Below are 19,052 nucleotides of genomic sequence, written 5' to 3'. Positions count from 1 at the left end.
CCGTGCCCCGAGGAGGTCGTATGGTCCGCGAGATCGAGTCCGTGCTGGCCGGTCTGCGGGTGGAGGCCGTGGGGACGGCCGGGCCGTTGCGGCTGGCGCTGTCCGGGGGTGTGGTGCTGACGGTGGCGAACGACTTCCGGGTGCGGACGGCCGCCGAGGTGGAGCACTTCTACCCGGGTCTGTCCGTACCGACCGCGGGGCTGCTCGCCTCGCTGGCGGGTGCCCGGGTGACGGCGGCCGCGGTGAACCGCGCGGGCGGGCTGGAGCTGGTCTTCGACCGGGGGGTCACGCTGTCGGTGCCGCCGGACACGGCGGTCTCGGGCGCGGCGGCCTGGCAGGTGTCGGGGCCGGCCGGCCCGATGTTCACGGCGGAGCCCGGCGGCTACCTCGCGGTCTGACCGCTGCGGTCGGACCGCTGCCGGTCCGTCGGCGCTCTCCGGGCCGGCTCAGCGGAGGTCGAAGACCAGCCGGGCGGCCACCCGGCCCGCGAGCACGTCCTCGAAGCAGTCGTTGACCTGCTCCAGCCGCCGGGACTCGCGCATCACCGTGGTCCGGCCGAGTTCGTGCAGCCGGAACACCTCGGCGAGGTCCTGCCGGGTGCCGACGATCGAGCCGACCACCTTCGTCCCGTTCAGCACGGTGTCGAAGACGGGGATCTCCAGTGTGCCGCCGGCCGGCAGGGCGACCAGGACGAGGGTGCCGCCGCGCCGCAGCGCGCCGTACGCGGCCCGGAAGGAGTCGTTGCTGACGGCGAGCGCGATCGCGGCGTCGGCGCCGCCGAGCCTCTGCGCCTTGGCGGGAACGTCCTGGGTGCGGGCGTCGAGCACGTGGTCGGCGCCGAGGTCGCGGGCGAGGGCGAGCTTCTCGTCGGTCACGTCGACGGCGATCGTCTCGGCACCGGCGATGCGCGCGTACTGCAGGGCGAGGTGGCCGAGGCCGCCGATGCCGGAGACGAGCACCCGGGTGCCGGGGCCGGCCGCGGCGACCTTGACGGCCTTGTAGGTGGTGACGCCCGCGCAGGAGAGCGGCGCGGCGTCCATCGGGTCGATGCCGTCCGGCACGGGGACGACGTAGTCGCCGTGGGCGAGCGTGTACTCGGCGTAGGCGCCGTCCACGGAGTAGCCGGAGTTGTGCTGCTGCAGGCAGAGCGTCTCCCAGCCGGAGACGCAGTGGTCGCAGTGGCCGCAGGCGTCGGCGAGCCACGGAATCGCGACCCGTTGGCCGACCCGGACGTGGCGCACCGCGTCCCCGGCCCGCTCGACGACGCCGACTCCCTCGTGCCCGGGGACGAACGGCGGGGTAGGGCGGACGGGCCAGTCGCCGCGGGCCGCGTGGATGTCGGTGTGGCACAGGCCGGAGGCCTCGATGCGGACCAGCACCTGGTGCGGGGCAGGCTCCGGCAGCGGGCGGTCCTCGATGGCGAGCGGTGCGGTGAAGTCGCGGACGACGGCGGCCTTCATGGGCGGTGTCCTCCCGGGTCTGGGCACATCCGCGGCCGGGCCCGGCAGGGCTGCGGCCGCCACTCCGACCGTCCCCCGGACGGACCCGGTCGGCAAGCCGTGCGGGAAGGCCGTGCGGAAAGCCGTGCGGCAACCCGTGTCGGAGGCGGCGGCGTCGGCGGCCCGGCTTCGTGAGTCCCCGGCCGGGGCCGTCCCCGGCGGCGCGGACGGACCGTGTCCGAAGGTTCGGCGGCAAGCCCTAGGATGACGGCCGTTCAACCGCGGCCCGCGGGGCCGCGAACGGGGAGGGGGAACGGTGTTCGGAATCATCAGGCCGTGCAAGCACAGCCTGTCGGAGAAGCTGCACAGCTCCTGGGTCGCTCACCTGTGCGGACTCTGTCTGGCACTGCGCGACGACCACGGGCAGCTGGCACGGACGGCCACGAACTACGACGGCCTCGTGATATCCGTGCTGGTCGAGGCGCAGGGGCCGCGCGCGGCAGGTGGGCGCCGGACGGCCGGCCCCTGCCCGCTGCGCGGGATGCGCGGCGCCGAGGTCGCGCAGGGCGAGGGGGCCCGGCTGGCGGCCGCGGTGTCGCTGGCGCTGGCGTCGGTGAAGGTCCGCGACCACCTGCTGGACGCGGACGGGGTGTTCGCGCGGCGGCCGGTCGCCGCGGGGGCCCGCGTGGTGGCCCGGCGCTGGGACCGGCAGAGCGCGGGCGGCGGTGCCGGGCTGGGCTTCGACACCGCGGTGCTGCTGGACGCGGCCGACCGGCAGGGGGAGCTGGAGCGGGCCGCCGCGCCGGGCACCTCGGTGCTGCTGGTGACGGAGCCGACCGAGACGGCGACGGCGGCGGCGTTCGCGCACACAGCGGTGCTGGCGGGCCGGCCGGGCAATGCGGCGGCGCTGGCCGAGGCCGGACGGCTGTTCGGCCGGCTGGCGCACCTGCTGGACGCCGCGGAGGACCAGCAGGAGGACGCGGCGGCCGGGCAGTGGAACCCGCTGACCGCGACCGGCACCGGCCGGGACGAGGCCGAGCGGCTCTGCCGGGACGCGGTGCACGGCATCCGGCTCGCCCTGAAGGACGTGGAGTTCACCGAGCGGGCGCTGGTCCACCGGCTGCTGGCGCACGAGACCGGTCTCGCGGTGGACCGGGTCTTCGGCCACGGCGCGGGCTGCTCGGTCACGGCGGGCGGTGCGCACGCCCACACCTCCCACGGGCACGCGCACACCTCGGACGAGCACCCGCCCGCCTCCGACGCCCACGCGCCGCGGCTGCACGGCCCGCACCCCGGCGGTCCGCTGATCGGCGAGCCGCCGACGCCGGTGCCGCCGAAGAAGCCGCGGCGCTCCGGTCTCACGGGCTGCGCGGTGTGGGCGGCGATGGCCTGCACCTGCCAGCTGCTCTGCTGCGAGCACGAGGACCCGTGGAGCCGGGAGAAGAAGGAGGGCTGGTGCCAGCGCAACTGCGACTGCGACTGCGGCAATTGCGATTGCAGCGGCTGTGACTGCGACTGCTGCGACGGGTGCGACTGCTGTGATGGGTGCGACTGCTGCGACTGCGGTTGTGACTGCTGAGCCGGCCGCTGCCGACCGCTGCCTGGACGAGCTGGAGGGCGCCTGGCCGGACCCGGCTCCCGGCGCCACCCGGCTGGTGACCACCGCGCACGCCCTGCGCCGGGTGCCGCTGCGTGACCTCGGCGCGGGGGGCCTGCGTCTGCTGATCGGTCAGGGTGTCGGTCTGCCGCACCTGGTGCCGCTCGCGCTCGACCTGCTCGAACGGGACCCGGCGGCCGAGGGCGGCCTCTTCCCGGGTGACCTGCTCGACGCGGTGGCGCGGCGTGGCCCGGAGCTCCGGTCCGACCACCCCGAGCTCGCGGAACGCCTGGTCGCGGTCGTCGCGGCGGCGACCGACCAGGTCGGACGGGCCGAGCGGGCCGAGCGGGCCGGGCAGGTCCGGCGGTGAGCGTTCCGCCGATCGCGGGCACCCCGCCTGTCCTGACGACCCGATAGCCTCACCGCCGTGCCGATGTTCGTTCACCTCACCTCGGCGGCGAACGCGCCGCGGATCCGCCGCTCGGGCATCCGGGCGGCCGGCCGCGGTGTGCGCGGCGTCCACTGCTTCCCGGTGCTGCCCTCGTACACGCTGACCCACCAGTGGGTGCGCGAGCTGGCCCGCTTCGGCACCCGCGGCGGCCTGGTCGCGGTGCACTTCCGGCTGGACGACGCCGAGCCGGTGACCGTCCGCCACTACGGCACCCCGGGCGAGCGGACGACCGCGGCCGAGGCGGCCGGGCGGCTGGCCGCGATGGAGGACCCGCGCGGCTGGGAGGTGTTCCTGCCGCGGTCGGTCGCCGCGCCCGAGGTGCACCGCCTGCGACGCCCGCCGCAGGTCGCGGGCTGGCGGTACTTCCCCGGCGCGCACGGGCGGCGGCCCTGCCAGTGCGACGGCTGCCGGGTCCGCGGCGAGTACGGCGGGCGGCGGCTGCGCGAGCGGCTGCCGCACCCGCTGGACGGGCCACCGCCCCCGACCCGGGTGCTGCTCGCCCGGTTGGCGGCCGCGGGCGATCCCGGCGACTCCGCAGTCCTGCTCGACCTGCTGCACTGGTTCGGGCTCCGGCGCCGCCGCAGGGGCCCGGTGGCGGAACTCGCCCGGCTCGCCGGGCACCCCGACCCGCAGGTCCGCCGCAGGCTCGTCGAGACGGTCTGGCGCTGGTCGTCCCCGGGCGCGGCCGAACTGCTCGACCGGCTCGCCGACGACCCGCACGCCCAGGTCAGGGAGGCCGTCGCGGACGCCCGGGAGTGGCTCGCCGAGACGGACTGAACCGGCACGCGCCGACCGTCCGCACACGGATCTCCCGGCCCGAACGGCCGCCCCGGCAGGGCCGGTGACCGGCAGTCAGGGTCCCCGGCCGAGCCCTTGATCGGCTCGGCTATGCTGCGCCCCTACCGGGCGCGCAACGGCGCCCGTACCGCAGCGATGGGGTGGGAAACACCATGATGGGACCGGCACACGCGCTCTCCGGCGCAACGGCCTGGCTGGCCGCAGGAGCGGCCGCGTACTCGCTGGACCGGCCCATGCCCTGGCCCGTCCTGCTGGCGGGTGCGCTGATATCGGCGGGTGCCGCGCTCGCGCCCGACCTCGACCACAAGGCGGCCACCGTCTCGCGGGCCTTCGGCCCGATCTCGCGCGGTCTGTGCGAGGTCATCGACAAGATCGGCGCGGCCACCTACAAGGCCACCCGCGGCAAGGGCGACCCGCGCCGCAACGGCGGCCACCGCACGCTCACCCACACCTGGCTCTGGGCGGCGATGTCGGGCGCGGTGGCCTCGGTGTTCTCCGCGTACGGCGGCCGCTGGGGCGTCCTGGTGGTGCTGTTCATCCACATGGTTCTGGCGGTGGAGGGGCTGCTGTGGCGGCAGGCCCGGATGTCCAGCGACATCCTGGTGTGGCTGCTCGGCGCGACCAGCGCCTGGACGCTGGCGAGCGTCCTCGACAAGCCGGGCAACGGTGCGAACTGGCTGTTCGACCAGCCGGGCCAGCAGTACCTGTGGATCGGCCTGCCGGTGGCCCTGGGCGCCCTGGTGCACTGCCTGGGCGACGCGCTGACGGTCTCCGGCTGCCCGGTGCTGTGGCCGATCCCGATCGGCCGCAAGCGCTGGTACCCGGTGGGCCCGCCGAAGGCGATGCGCTTCCGGGCCGGCAGCTGGGTGGAGATCAAGGTCCTGATGCCGGTCTTCATGGGGCTCGGCGCGATCGGTGCGGTCGCCGCCCTGGGCTTCGTCGGCTGACCCGACCAGGTTCCCGGCGCCTGCCGGGCGGGGTGCGCCTCAGCTCCGCGGCGGCAGGCGGTGCAGGACGACCTCGGTCAGGCGCCCCTCCTCGATCCTGGCGGTCATCAAGGTGCAGTACGGCTGGCGGCGCCGGTCGGTCGGCGATCCGGGGTTGAGCAGTCGCATCCCGTTCTCGGCCGTGGTGTCCCACGGGATGTGGCTGTGACCGAAGACCAGCACGTCCAGGCCCGGGTGGAGGGCGGCGCAGCGCGCCTCCCGCCCCCGGGCGGGGCCGGTCTCGTGGACGACACCGAGCCGCAGCCCGTCGAGGTCGGCGCGGGCGGTCTCGGGCAGCCGGGCGCGCAGCTCGGGCCCGTCGTTGTTGCCGTGGACGGCGATCAGGCGCTTGGCGCGCTGCTCGAAGAGGTCGAGGGTGGCGGTGTCCGTCCAGTCGCCGGCGTGCACGACGACGTCGGCGGCGGCGATCCGTTCCAGCAGTTCGCCGGGCAGGATGCGGGCGCGTGCGGGCACATGGGTGTCGGACACCAGGAGGAGCTCCACGGCGGCAGTCTGCCAGGGGCCCGCACGCCGCGGCCGTCCGCCGCGCCTTCCCCCGGCCGACCCGCGGACGCTACTGTCGGGTAACCACGCGCCCCGGCTTCGGAGGTCCCCAGATGTCCGCCCGCTCCCTGTCCGCCCGAGCCCTCGGCGGCTTCCTGGTCACCGCCGGTGTGGCGCACTTCGCCGTGCCGCGGCAGTTCGACGCGATCGTGCCCCGCTCCCTGCCGGGCTCGCCCCGGGCGTGGACGTACGCCAGCGGGGTCGCCGAACTCGCGGTCGGCGCAGCCGTCCTGGCTCCGCGCACCCGGGCCGCCGGCGCCCTGGCCGCGGCGGGCCTGTTCGCCGCCGTCTTCCCGGCGAACGTCAAGATGGCCTACGACTGGCGGCACCGCCCCTCCCCCTGGCGCGAGGCCGCGGCGGCCCGGCTCCCCCTGCAGGTGCCGCTGGTGCTGTGGGCGCTGAAGGTCCGCCGGAGCGCCTGAGCCACCGGGCGGAAGCGACCGGGCCGCCGGGACAGCCTCAGGGCACCACGGTGACCGGCCAGCGGCCGGCCTTCACCAGGCGGACGGCGACCGAGCCGACGATGCGGTGCCCGGCCTGCTCGGAGGCGCCGACGACGACCGCGTCCGCCTTGAGCTCGTCCGCGGCCCGAACCAGCCCGGTGTACGGGTCCCCGGGGAAGGTGACGAACTGCCAGCGCAGCTCGTAGATGCCGCGCAGCCGCTCGACACCGAGGCGGATCTCGGCGAGCAGTTCGTCCGCGACGGCGGCGGTGGTCTCGGCGACGGGCAGGCCGAAGGCGGCGGCAGCACCGAGCACGGGCTGGACGAAGACCACGGTGAGCAGCGCGTGCTGCCGCCGGGCGAGGCCCGCGGCGTAGGCGACCGCCCGCCAGGAGGCGTCGGAGCCGTCCGCTCCGGCGACGATCACCTTGGGTCCGTCCGTGCCGCGCTCGAAGCCGGGGACGGCGGCGGGCCTGGGCTCCGCCGACATGTCGTCACTCACGGCACGAGCCTATCCCCGCCTCCCCCGCCCGCTCCGGTGGGTCGGCCTCAGTGCTCGCCGGCGGCCAGGGCCTCCGCCACCGTGCCGTAGACCCGCAGGACGTCGTCGGCGCCGGCGATCTCCAGGAGGCCGGAGACGGCCGGGCCGGGCTCGGCGAGCACCAGGGCGCCCCCGGCCATCTCGACGACCTCTCGGGCGCCGAAGATCAGGTCCAGGCCGGCCGAGTCGCAGAAGGTGAGCCCGCCGCAGTCGACGACGAGCAGGTCGGGGCTCGCGGCGACCGCCTGCTCCAGGGCCTCGCGCATCGCGCCGTCGCCGTCCCGGTCCAGCTCGCCCTCGGGGCGGACGACCACGGCGTGCGCGGAATGCTGCACCGCGACGGTCAACTGCCCGTTCTCCGGTTCCATCGCACGCTCCTCGTCCGGGCCCCCACGCCCCTCAACGATAGGTCGCGGCCGCCGCGGTGGCCCGAGCTGGAGTCTCCTCCCATATGTGAGATACAGTCCCGAATATGAGATCCGATGATCCGCTGGACCTTCGGCTCGCGGCCCGGCTCGCCGAACTGCGCACCGCACAGGGCTGGTCGCTGGACGACCTCGCGCTGCGCGCCGACATCAGCCGCTCCACCCTCTCCCGGCTGGAGCGCGCGGAGATCAGCCCCACCGCCGCCCTGCTCGGCCGCCTCTGCCGAGCGTACGGGCGCACCATGTCCCAGCTGCTCGCCGAGGTCGAGGAGCACGGCAGCGGTCTGCTCCGCGCGGCCGAGCAGCCGGTCTGGACGGACCCGGGCTCCGGTTTCGTCCGCCGCTCGGTCTCGCCACCGCTGGCCGGCCTGCGCGGCGAACTCGTCGAGGGCACCCTGCCGCCCGGCGCCTCGGTCGACTACGACGGGCCCTCGGTGCCGGGCCTGGAGCAGCACCTGTGGCTGCTGTCCGGCCGGCTGGACCTCACCGTCCAGGAGCGGACCCACCACCTCGCCGCCGGGGACTGCCTGCGCTTCCGGCTCTGGGGCCCGACCGCCTTCCACAGCCCGGGCCCGGACCCGGCCCGCTACCTCCTGGCCCTCGTCCTGCCCTGACCGCCGCGCCACTCCGAACCGACCCGAAGGACCCACGTGCCGACCACCGAACCCCCGAGCACCGAACCCCTCGCCGCCGAACTCCTCACGGCCGACCGCCTGGAGGCCGCCGCGCCGGCCCTGGCCGAGCTGCTGCTGGACGCCGTCCGGGCCGGCGCCTCGGTCGGATTCCCCGCCGGACTGACGGCGGCGGCCGCCGAGGAGTGGTGGCGCTCGCGGGCCGCGGCGGTCGCCGAGGGCGGCCTGCTGGTGTGGACGGCCGGGCCGGCCGAGGCCCCGCTCGGCACGGTCAGCCTCGCCCTGGAGCGTTACCCGAACGGCGCCCACCGCGCCGAGATCGCCAAGCTGCTGGTGCACGGCGCGGCCCGCCGCCGCGGCCTGGGCCGCGCCCTGCTGGCGCTCGCCGAGCGGGCCGCCGCCGACCGCGGCCGCACCCTGCTGCTGCTCGACACCGAGACCGGCAGTGACGCCGAGCGGCTCTACCGCTCGGCAGGCTGGACGGCCCTCGGCGCCGTCCCCGACTACGCGGCCGACCCGGGCGGCACGCTCCGCCCGAGCACCTTCTTCTACAAGCACCTGCACGCCCCGGCGGGGGGCTGAGCGGTAGCGGACCGATCGGCGGGGGGACGGAACACCCTGCGGGCATGCGAACGGCCCCTCCCCGCCGCGTCCGCCGGTGGACACGGTGGGAGGGGCCGTACGACCGCCCGGAGTCAGGCCCGGCCGGCCGCCTTCTGGGTCCGGCGCGACAGCGAGTCGATGACGACCGCCGCCAGCAGGACCGCACCGGTGATCATGAACTGGAGGGCGTTGCTGAGGCCCTCGATGTTCATGCCGGACTGGATCGAGCCGATGACCAGCGCACCGAGCAGGGCCGACCAGGTGCTGCCCCGGCCGCCGAAGAGGCTGGTGCCGCCGATGACCGCCGCGGCGATGGCGTTCATCAGCAGGTTGCCGCCGCCGGAGGTCTGACTGGCCGACTGGATCTGTGCGGCCAGGAAGAGACCGCCGACGGCCGCCATGGTGGAGGTGATCATGAACACCGAGATCCGGGTCCACGAGACGTTGATACCGGCCCGCCGGGCACCCTCGATGTTGCCGCCGAGGGCGAAGATCTGCCGTCCGTAGGTGGTGCGCCGGAGCACGAAGTCCAGCACCACGATGAAGATCAGGAAGATCAGCAGGGCAAGCGGGAGGCCCTTGTACTGGTTGAGGGTGTACGCGGCCAGGAAGCCCACGATCGCGATGGCGACGGTCCGCAGCGCGATGTCCATCGGCGGCCGGGACGGCACCCCGGCGGCCTGCCGCCGGCGGGTGTCGACCAGTGAGGCGACGAGGAAGAGCACGACGCCGACCGCGGCCACGCCGTAGGCGGCCGCCTTCTGGCCGTAGATGGTGGTGTAGAGGCGGGAGACGATGTCGGTGCCCGGCAGGTTGATGGTGCCGGTGCTGCCCAGGATCTGGAGCATCAGACCGTTCCAGCCGAGGTTGCCGGCCAGGGTGACGACGAAGGCCGGCACGCCGACCTTGGCGAAGAAGAAGCCCTGGATCAGACCGACCGCCGCACCGCCCGCCAGCGCGCACAGCAGCGCCACCCACTGGTTGACGCCGTGGGTCACGAGCAGCACGGCGTAGATCGCCGCACAGAGTCCGCTGACGGAGCCGACGGACAGGTCGATCTCGCCCAGCAGCAGCACGAAGACCACGCCGATGGCGATCATCCCGGTGCCGACGATCTGCTGGGAGAGGTTGGAGAGGTTCTGGGCCGACAGGAAGCTGGAGTTGAGGCTGCCGAAGACCGCCCAGATGACGATCAGGGCGAGGATGACGGGCAGCGATCCGAGCTCGCCGCTGCCGATCCGGCGGCGGAACTCCTGGACGTACCCGCGCAGGCCCTGCTGTCGGACGATCAGACGGGGGTCGACCGCGGGGGTCGCGGCGGCGGCGACCTCGACGGGGGCGTTGACACCGCCCTTCGGCATGCTGTCCTCGGGCAGCGGGGCGCGCTCGTGCGGCTCCGGGCCGGTCCCGCCGGTGGGGTCGTCGCTCACTGCTGTCCCTCCTGCCCTTGTTCCTCGATCCGTCCGCGGCGCCGGGTGACGGCGTTGTCCGTGGCACCGGTGATGGCGGAGATGATTTCCTCCTGGTTGGTCGCCCGGCGGTCGAAGACACCGTTGTTGCGGCCGAGCCGCAGCACCGCGACCTTGTCCGCGACCGCCATCACGTCGGCCATGTTGTGACTGATCAGGATCACGCCGAGGCCGCGCTCGCGCAGGCGCTCGACCAGGTCGAGGACCTGCGCGGTCTGCTCGACGCCGAGGGCGGCGGTGGGCTCGTCCAGGATCACGACCTTGGGGTCGCCGACCAGCGCGCGGGCGATCGCGACGACCTGGCGCTGACCGCCCGAGAGCGAGGCGATCGGGATGCGCACACTGGGGATGCGGATCGACAGCGTGTCGAGCAGCTGGCGGGACCGCTTCTCCATCGCGACCTCGTCCAGGACGCCGAACCTGCGGATCTCCCGGCCGAGGAAGAGGTTGCCCACCACGTCGAGGTTGTCGCAGAGCGCGAGGTCCTGGTAGACCGTCGCGATCCCGAGGTGCTGGGCGTCCTGGGGGCGGTGGATGGTGGTCGACCGCCCGTGCCACTCGATGACGCCGTCATCCGGCACGTAGACCCCGGCGATCGCCTTGACCAGGGTGGACTTGCCTGCGCCGTTGTCGCCGACCAGCGCCACGACCTCGCCGGCCGGCACCTCGAGCTCCACCTCGGTGAGCGCCTGGACGGCGCCGAACCGTTTGGAGACCCCGCGCAACGCCAGAACGGGTGGGCCTTCCACGGACATCAACTCCCTTGTTGGGGAACGGTCGCGGGTGCGGTGCGACGCACGATTACTGGAGCCCCGCGGCCTTGCAGGCGTCGGCGTAGGTCGGCGTGCAGATCTGGTCGACCGTGTAGAGGCCGTCCTTGACGACGGTGTCCTGGATGTTGGTCTTGGTCAGGACGATCGGGGTGATGAGGTTGGCCGGGACCTTCTGGCCGCTGCCGCTGGTCGCCGTGGTCGGGACGTCGCTCGGCGTGAGCGAGGTGCCGTTGGCGAAGGCGGCGACGATCTTCGCGGTGGCCGCGGCCTCGGGCTCGTACGGCTTGTAGATCGACATGGTCTGAGTGCCGACCAGGATGCGCTGGACGCCGTCGAGCTGGGCGTCCTGGCCGGTCAGCGGGACGCTGATGTTCGCGGCCTTCATCGCGGTCGCGGCACCGGCGGCCATGCCGTCGTTGGCGGAGTAGACGCCGACCACATTGGGGGCGCCGATGGCGGTGATGCCGGCGGCGGTCTCCTGGTTCGCGGTGTTCGGGTCCCAGTTGGGGGTGTCGTACTCCTTGCCGATCGTGAGCTTGCCGTCGATCGCGCTGTGCGCGCCGGCCTTGAACTGGCCGGCGTTGGGGTCGGTCGGCGAGCCGTTGATCATGATGATCGAGCCCTTGCTGGCGTTCGCGCCGACCGCCTCGACCAGGGCCTGGCCCTGGAGCTGGCCGACCTTGTAGTTGTCGAAGGAGACGTAGGCGTCCACCGGGCCCTGGGCGAGGCGGTCGTAGGCGATGACCTTGACGCCGGCATCGTGGGCCTTCTGCACGGAGGCCTGGATGGCCTTGGAGTCGACCGCGTCCAGGACGAGGATCGTGTTGCCCTTGGTGAGCGCGGTGTCCACCTGGGTCTGCTGGAGCGTCGCGTCCTGGTTGGCGTTGTAGTAGTCGATCTGCGCGTTCGGCACGAGCTTCTTGATGTTCGCCTCGAGCAGCGGACGGTCGAACTGCTCGTACCGGGTGGTCTTGGTCTCCGGGAGGAGCAGGCCGACCTTGACGGTGCCGCCGGAGGCGGCGGACCCGGACGCGCCGGAACTGGTGGACTGCTCGGCGCTTCCGCAGGCGGCCATGCCCAGACCGACGGAGGCCGCCATGGCGGCGACGACAAGCTGACGTACAACGAGCTTCACTGGACAGCCTCTCACTCGATCTCACCCCCGGACTCCGAGTCTGCGAGCGTTTGACCGGCCCCGCGACGTCGGCTGGGCCAATGCGCGGTGGAAGATCCCCCGTTCGGCCGTACCTGCCTCGACGGACGGCGCAAGCCGCCCCGAGGTCCCGAGGTTTGCACCGAAGATTCACCCGCGGCAGACCAATGGTCCAGACCAGTGCCCTATGCTGACGGTGCACAGTCATGAGGTAGCGCTACGGATGCGACCAGTGGGGGTCTCCTCGGCATGCCCGGACAACAGACGGAACGCCGCTCGCCGGCGTACCTGGACATCGCACGCGATCTGGGGGAGGACATCGGGCGGGGGCGTTTCCCGGTCGGGCAGAACCTGCCCTCGGAACGCCGGCTCGCCACCGTGTACGGAGTGAACCGGCAGACGGTACGGGCCGCGCTGCAGCACCTGCGGACACAGGGCCTGGTGGCCGGCGACCACCTCGGCACCTACGTGCTGTCGCCGCGGGAGGGACGGGCCGCCCGGCCCCCGGCCGGGCCGGCGCCGACACACGGCTTCCCGGGCTCCTTCCTCCGACCGGCCCGCCCGGCCGCGGGGATCGGCCGGCTGCTGCGGCGACCACCCGAGCACTGGGCGGCCACCGCGCTGGAACTGCCGCCCGAGCGCGCCGCGCTCGCCTACGACCACCGGCTGAAGGACGAGGACGGGCGGACCCTGCAGTCGGCCAGCTCCTGGTTCGCGCCGGTGCTGACGCTGCTGCTCCCCGGGCTCGGCCGGTCCGCCTGGGCACTCGGCGAGGACGCGGAGGCCGGCCGGGAGGCGGACCTCGCCGAGCTGTACGGCTGGGCGGCCACCGCGGGGCTGCGGCTCCGCGCCGCCGACCGCGTCCAACTGGCCCGCGACACGGCGGAGGACGAGCCGCCCGGCGGCCTGGAGGTCCGACGCACCATCGCCGACCAGCACGGCCGGACGCTGATCGGCACCGTCTTCCGGATCGCCGACGAGCAGGCGGAGTTGCGGTACGCGGACAGCCAAGCGCTCCTGCCCGGCGACACCCGGCCACGCACACCGGGCGCCGCCCGCCGGATCGCCGAACCGGACCGCGCCGTGCTCAATTCCTGGGCCTCGCCCAACGCCCCGGACCGCGGGCTGGCGCTGCGCGCTCGGATCGTGCTCGCCTGCGAGCACGCCTCCGCGGAGGAGGCGGCCGGACGGCTCGGGCACTCGGCGCAGCTGGTGGCGGCCTGGCGGGACAGGTTCCGGGCCGGCGGGCTGCAGGCACTGGAGGCCTCGCCCCGCCGGGGACGGCCCCGTTCACGCTGAGCCGGTGCCGGACCGGTGAGCTACCGGGGGCGGCGCAGCCTGACCAGGGCGTCGATCGCCTCGCCTGCCGTGCCGTGGCCGTCAGGGGCGGCCACGGTGCGGCGCACCCGCTCGGCGCGGACGGTCTGCAGGCCGAGGCCGGCCAGGTCGTCGAGGACGTCGGCGGGGGTGAAGAGCACCCGTGCGTCCTGCGGGCCGCCGGTGCCCTCGGTGAGGTTGGTGGTGTCGTGGCCGACGACCAGCAGGGTGCCGCCGGGGGCGAGTGCCTCGGCGGCGCGGCGCAGCGCGGTGCGGCGGTCGGCGGAGGGGAGCTGCAGGTAGGCGACGAGGACGAGGTCGTACGCGGCCGGTTCGGCGGTGCGGGTGAGGACGTCGGCGGGCACCCAGTCGATCCGGTCGGCGGTGCCGGCGGGGCGGGTGGCGGCGAGGGCGCGGCCGCGGTCGAGGGCGACGGCGGAGAAGTCGACGGCGGTGGCGTGCCAGCCGCGCTCGGCGAGCCAGATGCTGTTGCGCCCCTCGCCGGCGGCGAGGTCGAGGGCGCGGCCGGGCGGCAGGTCCGCGCATTCGCCGACGACCCAGCGGTTGGGTTCGACGCCCCAGAGCTGCTCGGTGGCGCGGTAGCGCTCGTCCCAGTCCTGACTGTCCATCGGCGGCCTCCTTCGGTCCGAGCGTACGCGGCGGGGGCGGAGCCGGTGCGGGGGAAGGGCAATGCGGAACATTGTCTGGTACATGACGCCAGGATGCGCTTCCATGGGGTGACGCCGCCTCAGGCCCCTCACCGGAGGTCCCATGCGCCCCATCCGTACCGGACTGCTCCTCACTGCCCAACTCGCCCTGCTGGCAGGGCTGTCCGCGCCGGTCGCGGCGGCCGCCGCAGGCCCGCCGGCGCCCGGCGCCTACTTCGTGCAGAGCGTCGTCACCGGACTGAACGCCGCGGACGCCGGCGGGGCGGTCGACCAGCACAATCCCAAGGGCAACGAGGACCACCAGCAGTGGACGCTGCGGGCCTCGGGTGGCGCCTCGGTGCTGGAGAGCGCCGACCAGGCGGGCCGCTGCCTGGGCCGATCGGGCGACCGGGCCCGCGTGGTGGGCTGCGGGGACGCGGCGGCGGCCTGGGAGGTGCTGCCCTCGGGTGCGTCGAGCTGGCGGCTGAAGGCCCCCGGCGCCGAGCAGTACCTGAGCCTCGCGCCGAAGCCGGCGGGCGCCTCGTACCCCGCCGGGCTGCAGGTCGCCGGGGCGGGCCCGCTCGCCGACTTCTACCTGACGCCGACCGCGCCGCCGACCGCGCCGATGCCCGGCCCGCAGGAGCGGACCCTCGATCAGCTGACCTTCCTGACCGCGCACAACGCGTACGCCAACGGGGTGGACGGCGGCTTCGCCCCGCCGTTCGTGAACCTGGCGCCGAACCAGACGCGCGGCATCCAGCAGCAGCTCGCCGACGGGGTGCGCGGCTTCATGCTGGACATCCACCAGACCCCGGACGGGGCGATCCTCTGCCACAACAGCTGCACCCTCGTGTCGCGGCCGGTGGCGCTCTGGGTCGACCTGCAGCGGATCACCGACTTCCTGGCGGCCAACCGGGGCGAGTTCGTGACGGTCTTCCTGGAGGACTACGTCTCCCCCGAGGTGCTGCGCGGCGAGATCACCAGGGTCCGCGGCCTTAACGACGTGCTGTTCCGGCCGGACACCGCGGGAGTGCGCGAGCACGGCTGGCCGCGGGTGGCGGACCTGGTGGCGTCGAACAGACGACTGATGATCTTCACCGACCACAGCCGGGACGCCGACCGCGCGGCGGGGCTGACCCGGGACAGCTTCGGGGTGATGTACCAGCGCGAGTGGACGGTGGAGAACTACTGGTCGATGGGGTCGGGCCTGGGCAGTTCGGACTGGTCCTGTTACAGCCGCTGGTACGGCGGGGACGACGTGCTGCCGCTGACGCGGACCGAGCCCGGGTTCCGCCCGCTGTTCGTCATGAACCACTTCCGGGACGTCACGATCGCGCCGACCGCGTCCAACGACAACGGCAAGCTGCTGGACCGGGCGCAGCGGTTCTGCCGCCCGGCCGCGCGGAAGAAGCCGGTCTTCCTGGCGGTGGACCGGTATGACCTTGGTAACCCCGGGGCCGCGGTGGCGGCGCTGAACGGCTGGGTGGACGGGGCGCCGTAGCGGTTCGGAGCGAGGACGAACGATCCTTGTGCCCCCGCTCCCGGGACGCCCCGGGAGCGGCGGGCGGGCCGGTCCGCGCGCGTCGGCGGCCCGTGATGTGCCGAGGTCACGGCTGGGATTCGAAGGTCCTGTCTGACGGTTCGAAAGGTTGTTAGGTTAGGCTTGCTTCCCCTACTGTCTGGGTGCCGGAAAACCGACCAGCACCCTCGGAGTACGCCATGCCCGCCCGCCGCTCCACCGCAGCGACGCTTCTGACCCTCGCCGTTGCCGGCGCAGCCCTGGCCGGTTGCTCCAAGAAGGACGACGCGGCATCCTCGGACGCGGTCAAGGTGACCGCCTCCGACTCCGCCTGCGAGGTCGCGAAGACAACCTTCCCGGCCGGCGCCGTCGAGCTCTCCGTGCAGAACAAGGGCTCGAAGTCCACCGAGGTCTACGTCTACGCCGCCGGCGACAAGATCGTCACCGAGCGCGAGAACATCGGCCCCGGCACCACCGTGAGCATCCACGCCGAGATCAAGGCCGGCGAGTACGAGATCGCCTGCAAGCCGGGCATGACCGGTGACGGCATCCGCCAGAAGATCACCGTGACCGGCAGCGCGGACTCCGCGGCGAAGGCCGACCCGCGCCTGGCCGCCGCCGTCGAGGCCTACCGCAAGTACGCCCAGGAGCAGGCCGACGCGACCATCCCGGTGGTGACGCAGTTCGCCGAGGCGGTCAAGGCCGGCGACGCCGAGAAGGCCAAGTCGCTGTTCGCCGCCTCCCGCGTGGGCTGGGAGCGCACCGAGCCGATCGCCGAGAGCTTCGGCGACATCGACCCGAAGACCGACACCCGCGAGGACGGCCTGGAGGCCGGCCAGGCGTGGACCGGCTGGCACAAGATCGAGAAGTCGCTCTGGGCCGACGGCGCGATCACCGACGACGACAAGAAGCTCGCCGACCAGCTGGTGACGGACCTGAAGGACTGGCAGGGCCGGATCGCCAAGGCCGAGATCACCCCGACCTCGATGGCCAACGGCGCCAAGGAGCTGCTGGACGAGGTCTCCAAGAACAAGATCACCGGTGAGGAGGACCGCTACTCCCACACCGACCTGTCGGACTTCGCCGCCAACGTCGACGGCGCCGAGAAGGCCTTCGAGCTGCTGAAGCCCGTCGCCGCGGAGAAGGACGCCGCGCTGGCCAAGACCTTGGACACCGAGTTCGCCGCGATCAAGGCGCTGCTCGCCAAGTACAAGCAGGGCGAGGCCTACACCTCGTACGACAAGGTCACCGAGCCGGAGCGCAAGGTCTTCTCGGACGCGGTGAACTCCCTGGGCGAGCCGCTGTCGAAGCTGGCCGCCGCGGTCGTCGTCGGCTGACCCGACGCGCCGCACCAGCGCCCCGCCGCGGCGGCCGTCTCCGGCCGCCGCGGCTTCCGCAGAGACAGGACCGATAGGAATCCCCGTGGACGCCGAGACCACCGAGCCCACTGCGCCGGACACCGCCACCGATCACGCCCCCACCCGCCGTGCCGTCCTCGGCTGGGCCGGGGCCGGCCTCGCCCTGGGCGCGGCCGCCGCCGGATCGGTCGCCGCCGCGACCATGCACGAGGCCGCGCCCGCCGCCGCCCCCGGCATCGACTCGACCGTGGACATCCCGTTCTACGGTGACCACCAGGCCGGCATCGCCACGCCCGTCCAGGACCGGCTGCACTTCGCCGCGTTCGACGTCACCACCAAGGACCGCGAGGCCCTGGTGAAGATGCTGAAGGAGTGGACGAAGGCCGCCGCCGCGATGACCGGCGGCCGCGAGGTCGGCGCCGGCGCGACCGGCGGCCTCCCGGAGGCCCCGCCGGACGACACCGGCGAGGCGCTCGGCCTGCCCGCCTCGCGGCTGACCCTGACCGTCGGCTTCGGCCCCACGCTGTTCGAGAAGGACGGCACCGACCGCTTCGGCATCAAGGCCAAGCGACCCGAGGCCCTGGTCGACCTGCCGAAGTTCCCCGGCGACCGGCTGGAGGCGACCCGCACCGGCGGCGACATCTGCGTCCAGGCCTGCGCCGACGACCCGCAGGTCGCGGTGCACGCGATCCGCAACCTGGCCCGGATCGGCATGGGCGTGGTCAACGTCCGCTGGTCGCAGCTCGGCTTCGGCAAGACCTCCTCGACCACCCCCGAGGCGCAGACCCCGCGCAACCTCATGGGCTTCAAGGACGGCACCCACAACATCGCCGGCACCGACGCCAAGGCGCTGACCGACCACGTGTGGGTCGCCCCCGGCGACGGCCAGGACTGGATGACCGGCGGCTCGTACCTGGTCGCCCGGCGGATCCGGATGACCATCGAGACCTGGGACCGCACCCCGCTCAAGGAGCAGGAGGACATCTTCGGCCGCAGCAAGCTCGAAGGTGCCCCGGTCGGCAAGCAGAAGGAGCGGGACACCCCGGACCTGTCCGCGATGAAGGAGGACGCGCACGTCCGCCTCGCGCACCCGGACAGCAACAACGGGCTGATGATCCTGCGCCGCGGCTTCTCCTTCACGGACGGCACCGACGGCCTCGGCCGCCTCGACGCCGGCCTGTTCTTCCTCGCCTACCAGCGCGACACCCGCAAGGCCTTCGTGCCGCTGCAGACCAAGCTCGCCGGCAACGACGCGCTGAACGAGTACATCACGCACGTGGGCTCCGGCCACTTCGCGTGCCCGCCCGGCGTCCGCAAGCCCGGCGAATGGTGGGGCCAGGCCCTGTTCGGCTGACCCCCTGCCCCGTACCACCTCCACCCCCGGGAGTCCCCCTGTGTTCGGCAACTACCTGATCGGTCTGCGGGAAGGCCTCGAAGCCAGCCTCGTGGTCTGCATCCTGATCGCCTATCTGGTCAAGACCGGCCGCCGGGACCGGCTGGCTCCGGTCTGGGCGGGCATCGCCGCGGCGGTCGTGCTGAGCATGGCCTTCGGCGCGGTGCTGCAGTACGGCTCGACGCAGCTCAGCTTCGAGGCGCAGGAGGCGCTCGGCGGCTCGCTGTCGATCGTCGCGGTGGGCCTGGTCACCTGGATGGTCTTCTGGATGCGCCGCACCGCGCGGCACCTGAAGGCCGAGCTGCACGGCAAGCTGGACGCCGCGCTGGCGATGGGCACCTTCGCCCTGGTCGTCACGGCCTTCCTGGCGGTCGGCCGGGAGGGCCTGGAGACCGCGCTGTTCATCTGGACGGCCGTCCAAGCGACCAGTGACGGCGTCCGTCCGCTGGTCGGCGCGGTCCTCGGCCTGCTGACCTCGGTGGTGCTGGGCTGGATGTTCTACCGCGGCGCCCTGAAGATCAACCTCGCCAAGTTCTTCACCTGGACCGGCGCGATGCTGGTCGTCGTGGCGGCCGGTGTGCTCGCCTACGGCGTCCACGACCTGCAGGAGGCCGGCTGGATCCCGGGCCTGGCGAACCAGGCGTTCGACATCTCCAGCACCATTCCGAAGGACAGCTGGTACGGCACCCTGCTGAAGGGCGTGTTCAACTTCCAGCCCGACCCGACGGTGCTGCAGGTGGCGGTCTGGGCCGCCTACCTGGTGCCGACGCTCTTCCTCTTCCTGCGGACGTCGGGCGGCTCGGCGCCGAAGCCGGCCGCGGCCGTCGCCCCCTCCGCGGCCGAGAGGGCCTAGGGCCTGTGTGAGGTTGTGATCAATCTTCCGGGTTCTGCCCCGTTCCGGGGCGGAACCCGGTAGAACTGCTGGGTGTGACGCGCAGGCAACT

Annotated in this window: 21 protein-coding genes; 13 read left to right on the top strand and 8 right to left on the bottom strand. The window is 73.7% G+C overall.

Annotation, left to right across the window (positions count from 1 at the left end; all coding sequences use genetic code 11):
* Window positions 1-20 precede the first annotated feature (20 nt).
* Complete coding sequence (locus AB0P35_RS19065) at window positions 21-398, top strand: DUF6188 family protein (RefSeq protein WP_363511956.1); 378 nt, start codon at window positions 21-23, stop codon at window positions 396-398.
* A 48-nt stretch (window positions 399-446) separates the two neighbouring features.
* Here AB0P35_RS19065 and AB0P35_RS19060 read toward each other — a convergent pair whose 3' ends face one another.
* The gene (locus AB0P35_RS19060; protein WP_363511954.1) at window positions 447-1,460 is read right to left on the bottom strand and encodes a zinc-dependent alcohol dehydrogenase; all 1,014 of its coding nucleotides are present in this window, start codon (window positions 1,458-1,460) and stop codon (window positions 447-449) included.
* Window positions 1,461-1,755: 295 nt separating this feature from the next.
* Here AB0P35_RS19060 and AB0P35_RS19055 point away from each other — a divergent pair, with 295 nt between their 5' ends.
* From AB0P35_RS19055 to AB0P35_RS19040, 4 genes are all read left to right on the top strand, one after another.
* Window positions 1,756-3,018 carry a DUF5685 family protein gene (locus AB0P35_RS19055; protein ID WP_363511952.1) on the top strand — a complete coding sequence of 421 codons (1,263 nt, stop codon included), beginning with the start codon at window positions 1,756-1,758 and terminating at the stop codon, window positions 3,016-3,018.
* Window positions 3,008-3,406 (top strand): contact-dependent growth inhibition system immunity protein, encoded by a 399-nt coding sequence (locus AB0P35_RS19050; protein WP_363511950.1) that lies wholly within the window; start codon window positions 3,008-3,010, stop codon window positions 3,404-3,406. Before AB0P35_RS19055 ends, AB0P35_RS19050 begins: the two co-directional genes overlap by 11 nt.
* A gap of 63 nt (window positions 3,407-3,469) precedes the next feature.
* Window positions 3,470-4,264, top strand: a complete 795-nt coding sequence (locus tag AB0P35_RS19045) for a HEAT repeat domain-containing protein (RefSeq protein WP_363512127.1) — start codon at window positions 3,470-3,472, stop codon at window positions 4,262-4,264.
* 173 nt (window positions 4,265-4,437) lie between these two features.
* Window positions 4,438-5,232 (top strand): metal-dependent hydrolase, encoded by a 795-nt coding sequence (locus AB0P35_RS19040; protein WP_095876307.1) that lies wholly within the window; start codon window positions 4,438-4,440, stop codon window positions 5,230-5,232.
* A gap of 39 nt (window positions 5,233-5,271) precedes the next feature.
* Here the strand turns inward: AB0P35_RS19040 and AB0P35_RS19035 are convergent, their stop codons facing one another.
* Window positions 5,272-5,775, bottom strand: a complete 504-nt coding sequence (locus tag AB0P35_RS19035; RefSeq protein ID WP_363511947.1) for a metallophosphoesterase — start codon at window positions 5,773-5,775, stop codon at window positions 5,272-5,274.
* 113 nt (window positions 5,776-5,888) lie between these two features.
* On the opposite strand from AB0P35_RS19035, the gene AB0P35_RS19030 reads away from it, so the two are divergent.
* Entirely contained in the window at window positions 5,889-6,257 is a 369-nt protein-coding gene (locus AB0P35_RS19030; RefSeq protein WP_363511945.1) for a hypothetical protein, read from the top strand.
* Window positions 6,258-6,294: 37 nt separating this feature from the next.
* Here AB0P35_RS19030 and AB0P35_RS19025 read toward each other — a convergent pair whose 3' ends face one another.
* Together AB0P35_RS19025 and AB0P35_RS19020 are read right to left on the bottom strand one after the other, a co-directional pair.
* Window positions 6,295-6,768 (bottom strand): universal stress protein, encoded by a 474-nt coding sequence (locus tag AB0P35_RS19025; RefSeq protein WP_095876310.1) that lies wholly within the window; start codon window positions 6,766-6,768, stop codon window positions 6,295-6,297.
* Between the two features lie 59 nt (window positions 6,769-6,827).
* Window positions 6,828-7,187: an STAS domain-containing protein gene (locus AB0P35_RS19020; RefSeq protein WP_095876311.1), complete on the bottom strand. Its 360-nt coding sequence runs from the start codon at window positions 7,185-7,187 to the stop codon at window positions 6,828-6,830.
* A 104-nt stretch (window positions 7,188-7,291) separates the two neighbouring features.
* Between AB0P35_RS19020 and AB0P35_RS19015 the strand changes: the two genes are divergently transcribed.
* Both AB0P35_RS19015 and AB0P35_RS19010 read left to right on the top strand, forming a co-directional pair.
* Window positions 7,292-7,858: an XRE family transcriptional regulator gene (locus AB0P35_RS19015; RefSeq protein WP_363511943.1), complete on the top strand. Its 567-nt coding sequence runs from the start codon at window positions 7,292-7,294 to the stop codon at window positions 7,856-7,858.
* A 120-nt stretch (window positions 7,859-7,978) separates the two neighbouring features.
* A complete protein-coding gene (locus AB0P35_RS19010) occupies window positions 7,979-8,458 on the top strand; it encodes a GNAT family N-acetyltransferase (RefSeq protein ID WP_363512125.1) in 480 nt (159 codons plus the stop codon).
* 113 nt (window positions 8,459-8,571) lie between these two features.
* Here the strand turns inward: AB0P35_RS19010 and AB0P35_RS19005 are convergent, their stop codons facing one another.
* From AB0P35_RS19005 to AB0P35_RS18995, 3 genes are all read right to left on the bottom strand, one after another.
* Window positions 8,572-9,840 (bottom strand): ABC transporter permease, encoded by a 1,269-nt coding sequence (locus AB0P35_RS19005; protein WP_095877209.1) that lies wholly within the window; start codon window positions 9,838-9,840, stop codon window positions 8,572-8,574.
* Between the two features lie 65 nt (window positions 9,841-9,905).
* Window positions 9,906-10,697, bottom strand: a complete 792-nt coding sequence (locus AB0P35_RS19000; RefSeq protein ID WP_095877210.1) for an ATP-binding cassette domain-containing protein — start codon at window positions 10,695-10,697, stop codon at window positions 9,906-9,908.
* Between the two features lie 52 nt (window positions 10,698-10,749).
* Window positions 10,750-11,820 (bottom strand): substrate-binding domain-containing protein, encoded by a 1,071-nt coding sequence (locus AB0P35_RS18995; protein WP_363511941.1) that lies wholly within the window; start codon window positions 11,818-11,820, stop codon window positions 10,750-10,752.
* A 303-nt stretch (window positions 11,821-12,123) separates the two neighbouring features.
* Here AB0P35_RS18995 and AB0P35_RS18990 point away from each other — a divergent pair, with 303 nt between their 5' ends.
* Window positions 12,124-13,173: a GntR family transcriptional regulator gene (locus AB0P35_RS18990; RefSeq protein WP_363511938.1), complete on the top strand. Its 1,050-nt coding sequence runs from the start codon at window positions 12,124-12,126 to the stop codon at window positions 13,171-13,173.
* A gap of 20 nt (window positions 13,174-13,193) precedes the next feature.
* Here the strand turns inward: AB0P35_RS18990 and AB0P35_RS18985 are convergent, their stop codons facing one another.
* The gene (locus AB0P35_RS18985) at window positions 13,194-13,820 is read right to left on the bottom strand and encodes a methyltransferase domain-containing protein (protein ID WP_363511936.1); all 627 of its coding nucleotides are present in this window, start codon (window positions 13,818-13,820) and stop codon (window positions 13,194-13,196) included.
* A gap of 142 nt (window positions 13,821-13,962) precedes the next feature.
* On the opposite strand from AB0P35_RS18985, the gene AB0P35_RS18980 reads away from it, so the two are divergent.
* From AB0P35_RS18980 to efeU, 4 genes are all read left to right on the top strand, one after another.
* Window positions 13,963-15,339, top strand: a complete 1,377-nt coding sequence (locus AB0P35_RS18980) for a PI-PLC domain-containing protein (RefSeq protein WP_363511934.1) — start codon at window positions 13,963-13,965, stop codon at window positions 15,337-15,339.
* Window positions 15,340-15,557: 218 nt separating this feature from the next.
* Window positions 15,558-16,694 (top strand): iron uptake system protein EfeO, encoded by a 1,137-nt coding sequence (efeO, locus tag AB0P35_RS18975; RefSeq protein WP_363511932.1) that lies wholly within the window; start codon window positions 15,558-15,560, stop codon window positions 16,692-16,694.
* A gap of 85 nt (window positions 16,695-16,779) precedes the next feature.
* A complete protein-coding gene (gene efeB, locus AB0P35_RS18970) occupies window positions 16,780-18,069 on the top strand; it encodes an iron uptake transporter deferrochelatase/peroxidase subunit (RefSeq protein WP_363511930.1) in 1,290 nt (429 codons plus the stop codon).
* A gap of 40 nt (window positions 18,070-18,109) precedes the next feature.
* Window positions 18,110-18,961 carry an iron uptake transporter permease EfeU gene (efeU, locus tag AB0P35_RS18965; RefSeq protein WP_363511928.1) on the top strand — a complete coding sequence of 284 codons (852 nt, stop codon included), beginning with the start codon at window positions 18,110-18,112 and terminating at the stop codon, window positions 18,959-18,961.
* Window positions 18,962-19,052 lie beyond the last annotated feature (91 nt).

Source organism: Kitasatospora sp. NPDC085879, from assembly GCF_040686255.1.
Taxonomy (GTDB): Bacteria; Actinomycetota; Actinomycetes; order Streptomycetales; family Streptomycetaceae; genus Kitasatospora.
The sequence above is the reverse complement of the archived record's forward strand: the minus strand, read 5'-3'. Positions and strand labels throughout refer to the sequence as shown.

What these genes read in the sequence shown, in the direction of transcription:
- AB0P35_RS19065 (WP_363511956.1), top strand. Translation starts at nt 21, where the DNA reads ATGGTCCGCGAGATCGAGTCCGTGCTGGCCGGTCTGCGGGTGGAGGCC.
- AB0P35_RS19020 (WP_095876311.1), bottom strand. Translation starts at nt 7,187, where the DNA reads ATGGAACCGGAGAACGGGCAGTTGACCGTCGCGGTGCAGCATTCCGCG.
- efeO (WP_363511932.1), top strand. Translation starts at nt 15,558, where the DNA reads ATGCCCGCCCGCCGCTCCACCGCAGCGACGCTTCTGACCCTCGCCGTT.
- AB0P35_RS19005 (WP_095877209.1), bottom strand. Translation starts at nt 9,840, where the DNA reads ATGCCGAAGGGCGGTGTCAACGCCCCCGTCGAGGTCGCCGCCGCCGCG.
- AB0P35_RS19015 (WP_363511943.1), top strand. Translation starts at nt 7,292, where the DNA reads ATGAGATCCGATGATCCGCTGGACCTTCGGCTCGCGGCCCGGCTCGCC.
- AB0P35_RS18985 (WP_363511936.1), bottom strand. Translation starts at nt 13,820, where the DNA reads ATGGACAGTCAGGACTGGGACGAGCGCTACCGCGCCACCGAGCAGCTC.
- AB0P35_RS18980 (WP_363511934.1), top strand. Translation starts at nt 13,963, where the DNA reads ATGCGCCCCATCCGTACCGGACTGCTCCTCACTGCCCAACTCGCCCTG.
- AB0P35_RS19025 (WP_095876310.1), bottom strand. Translation starts at nt 6,768, where the DNA reads ATGTCGGCGGAGCCCAGGCCCGCCGCCGTCCCCGGCTTCGAGCGCGGC.
- AB0P35_RS19030 (WP_363511945.1), top strand. Translation starts at nt 5,889, where the DNA reads ATGTCCGCCCGCTCCCTGTCCGCCCGAGCCCTCGGCGGCTTCCTGGTC.
- AB0P35_RS19045 (WP_363512127.1), top strand. Translation starts at nt 3,470, where the DNA reads ATGTTCGTTCACCTCACCTCGGCGGCGAACGCGCCGCGGATCCGCCGC.
- AB0P35_RS19060 (WP_363511954.1), bottom strand. Translation starts at nt 1,460, where the DNA reads ATGAAGGCCGCCGTCGTCCGCGACTTCACCGCACCGCTCGCCATCGAG.
- AB0P35_RS18990 (WP_363511938.1), top strand. Translation starts at nt 12,124, where the DNA reads ATGCCCGGACAACAGACGGAACGCCGCTCGCCGGCGTACCTGGACATC.
- AB0P35_RS18995 (WP_363511941.1), bottom strand. Translation starts at nt 11,820, where the DNA reads ATGGCGGCCTCCGTCGGTCTGGGCATGGCCGCCTGCGGAAGCGCCGAG.
- AB0P35_RS19040 (WP_095876307.1), top strand. Translation starts at nt 4,438, where the DNA reads ATGATGGGACCGGCACACGCGCTCTCCGGCGCAACGGCCTGGCTGGCC.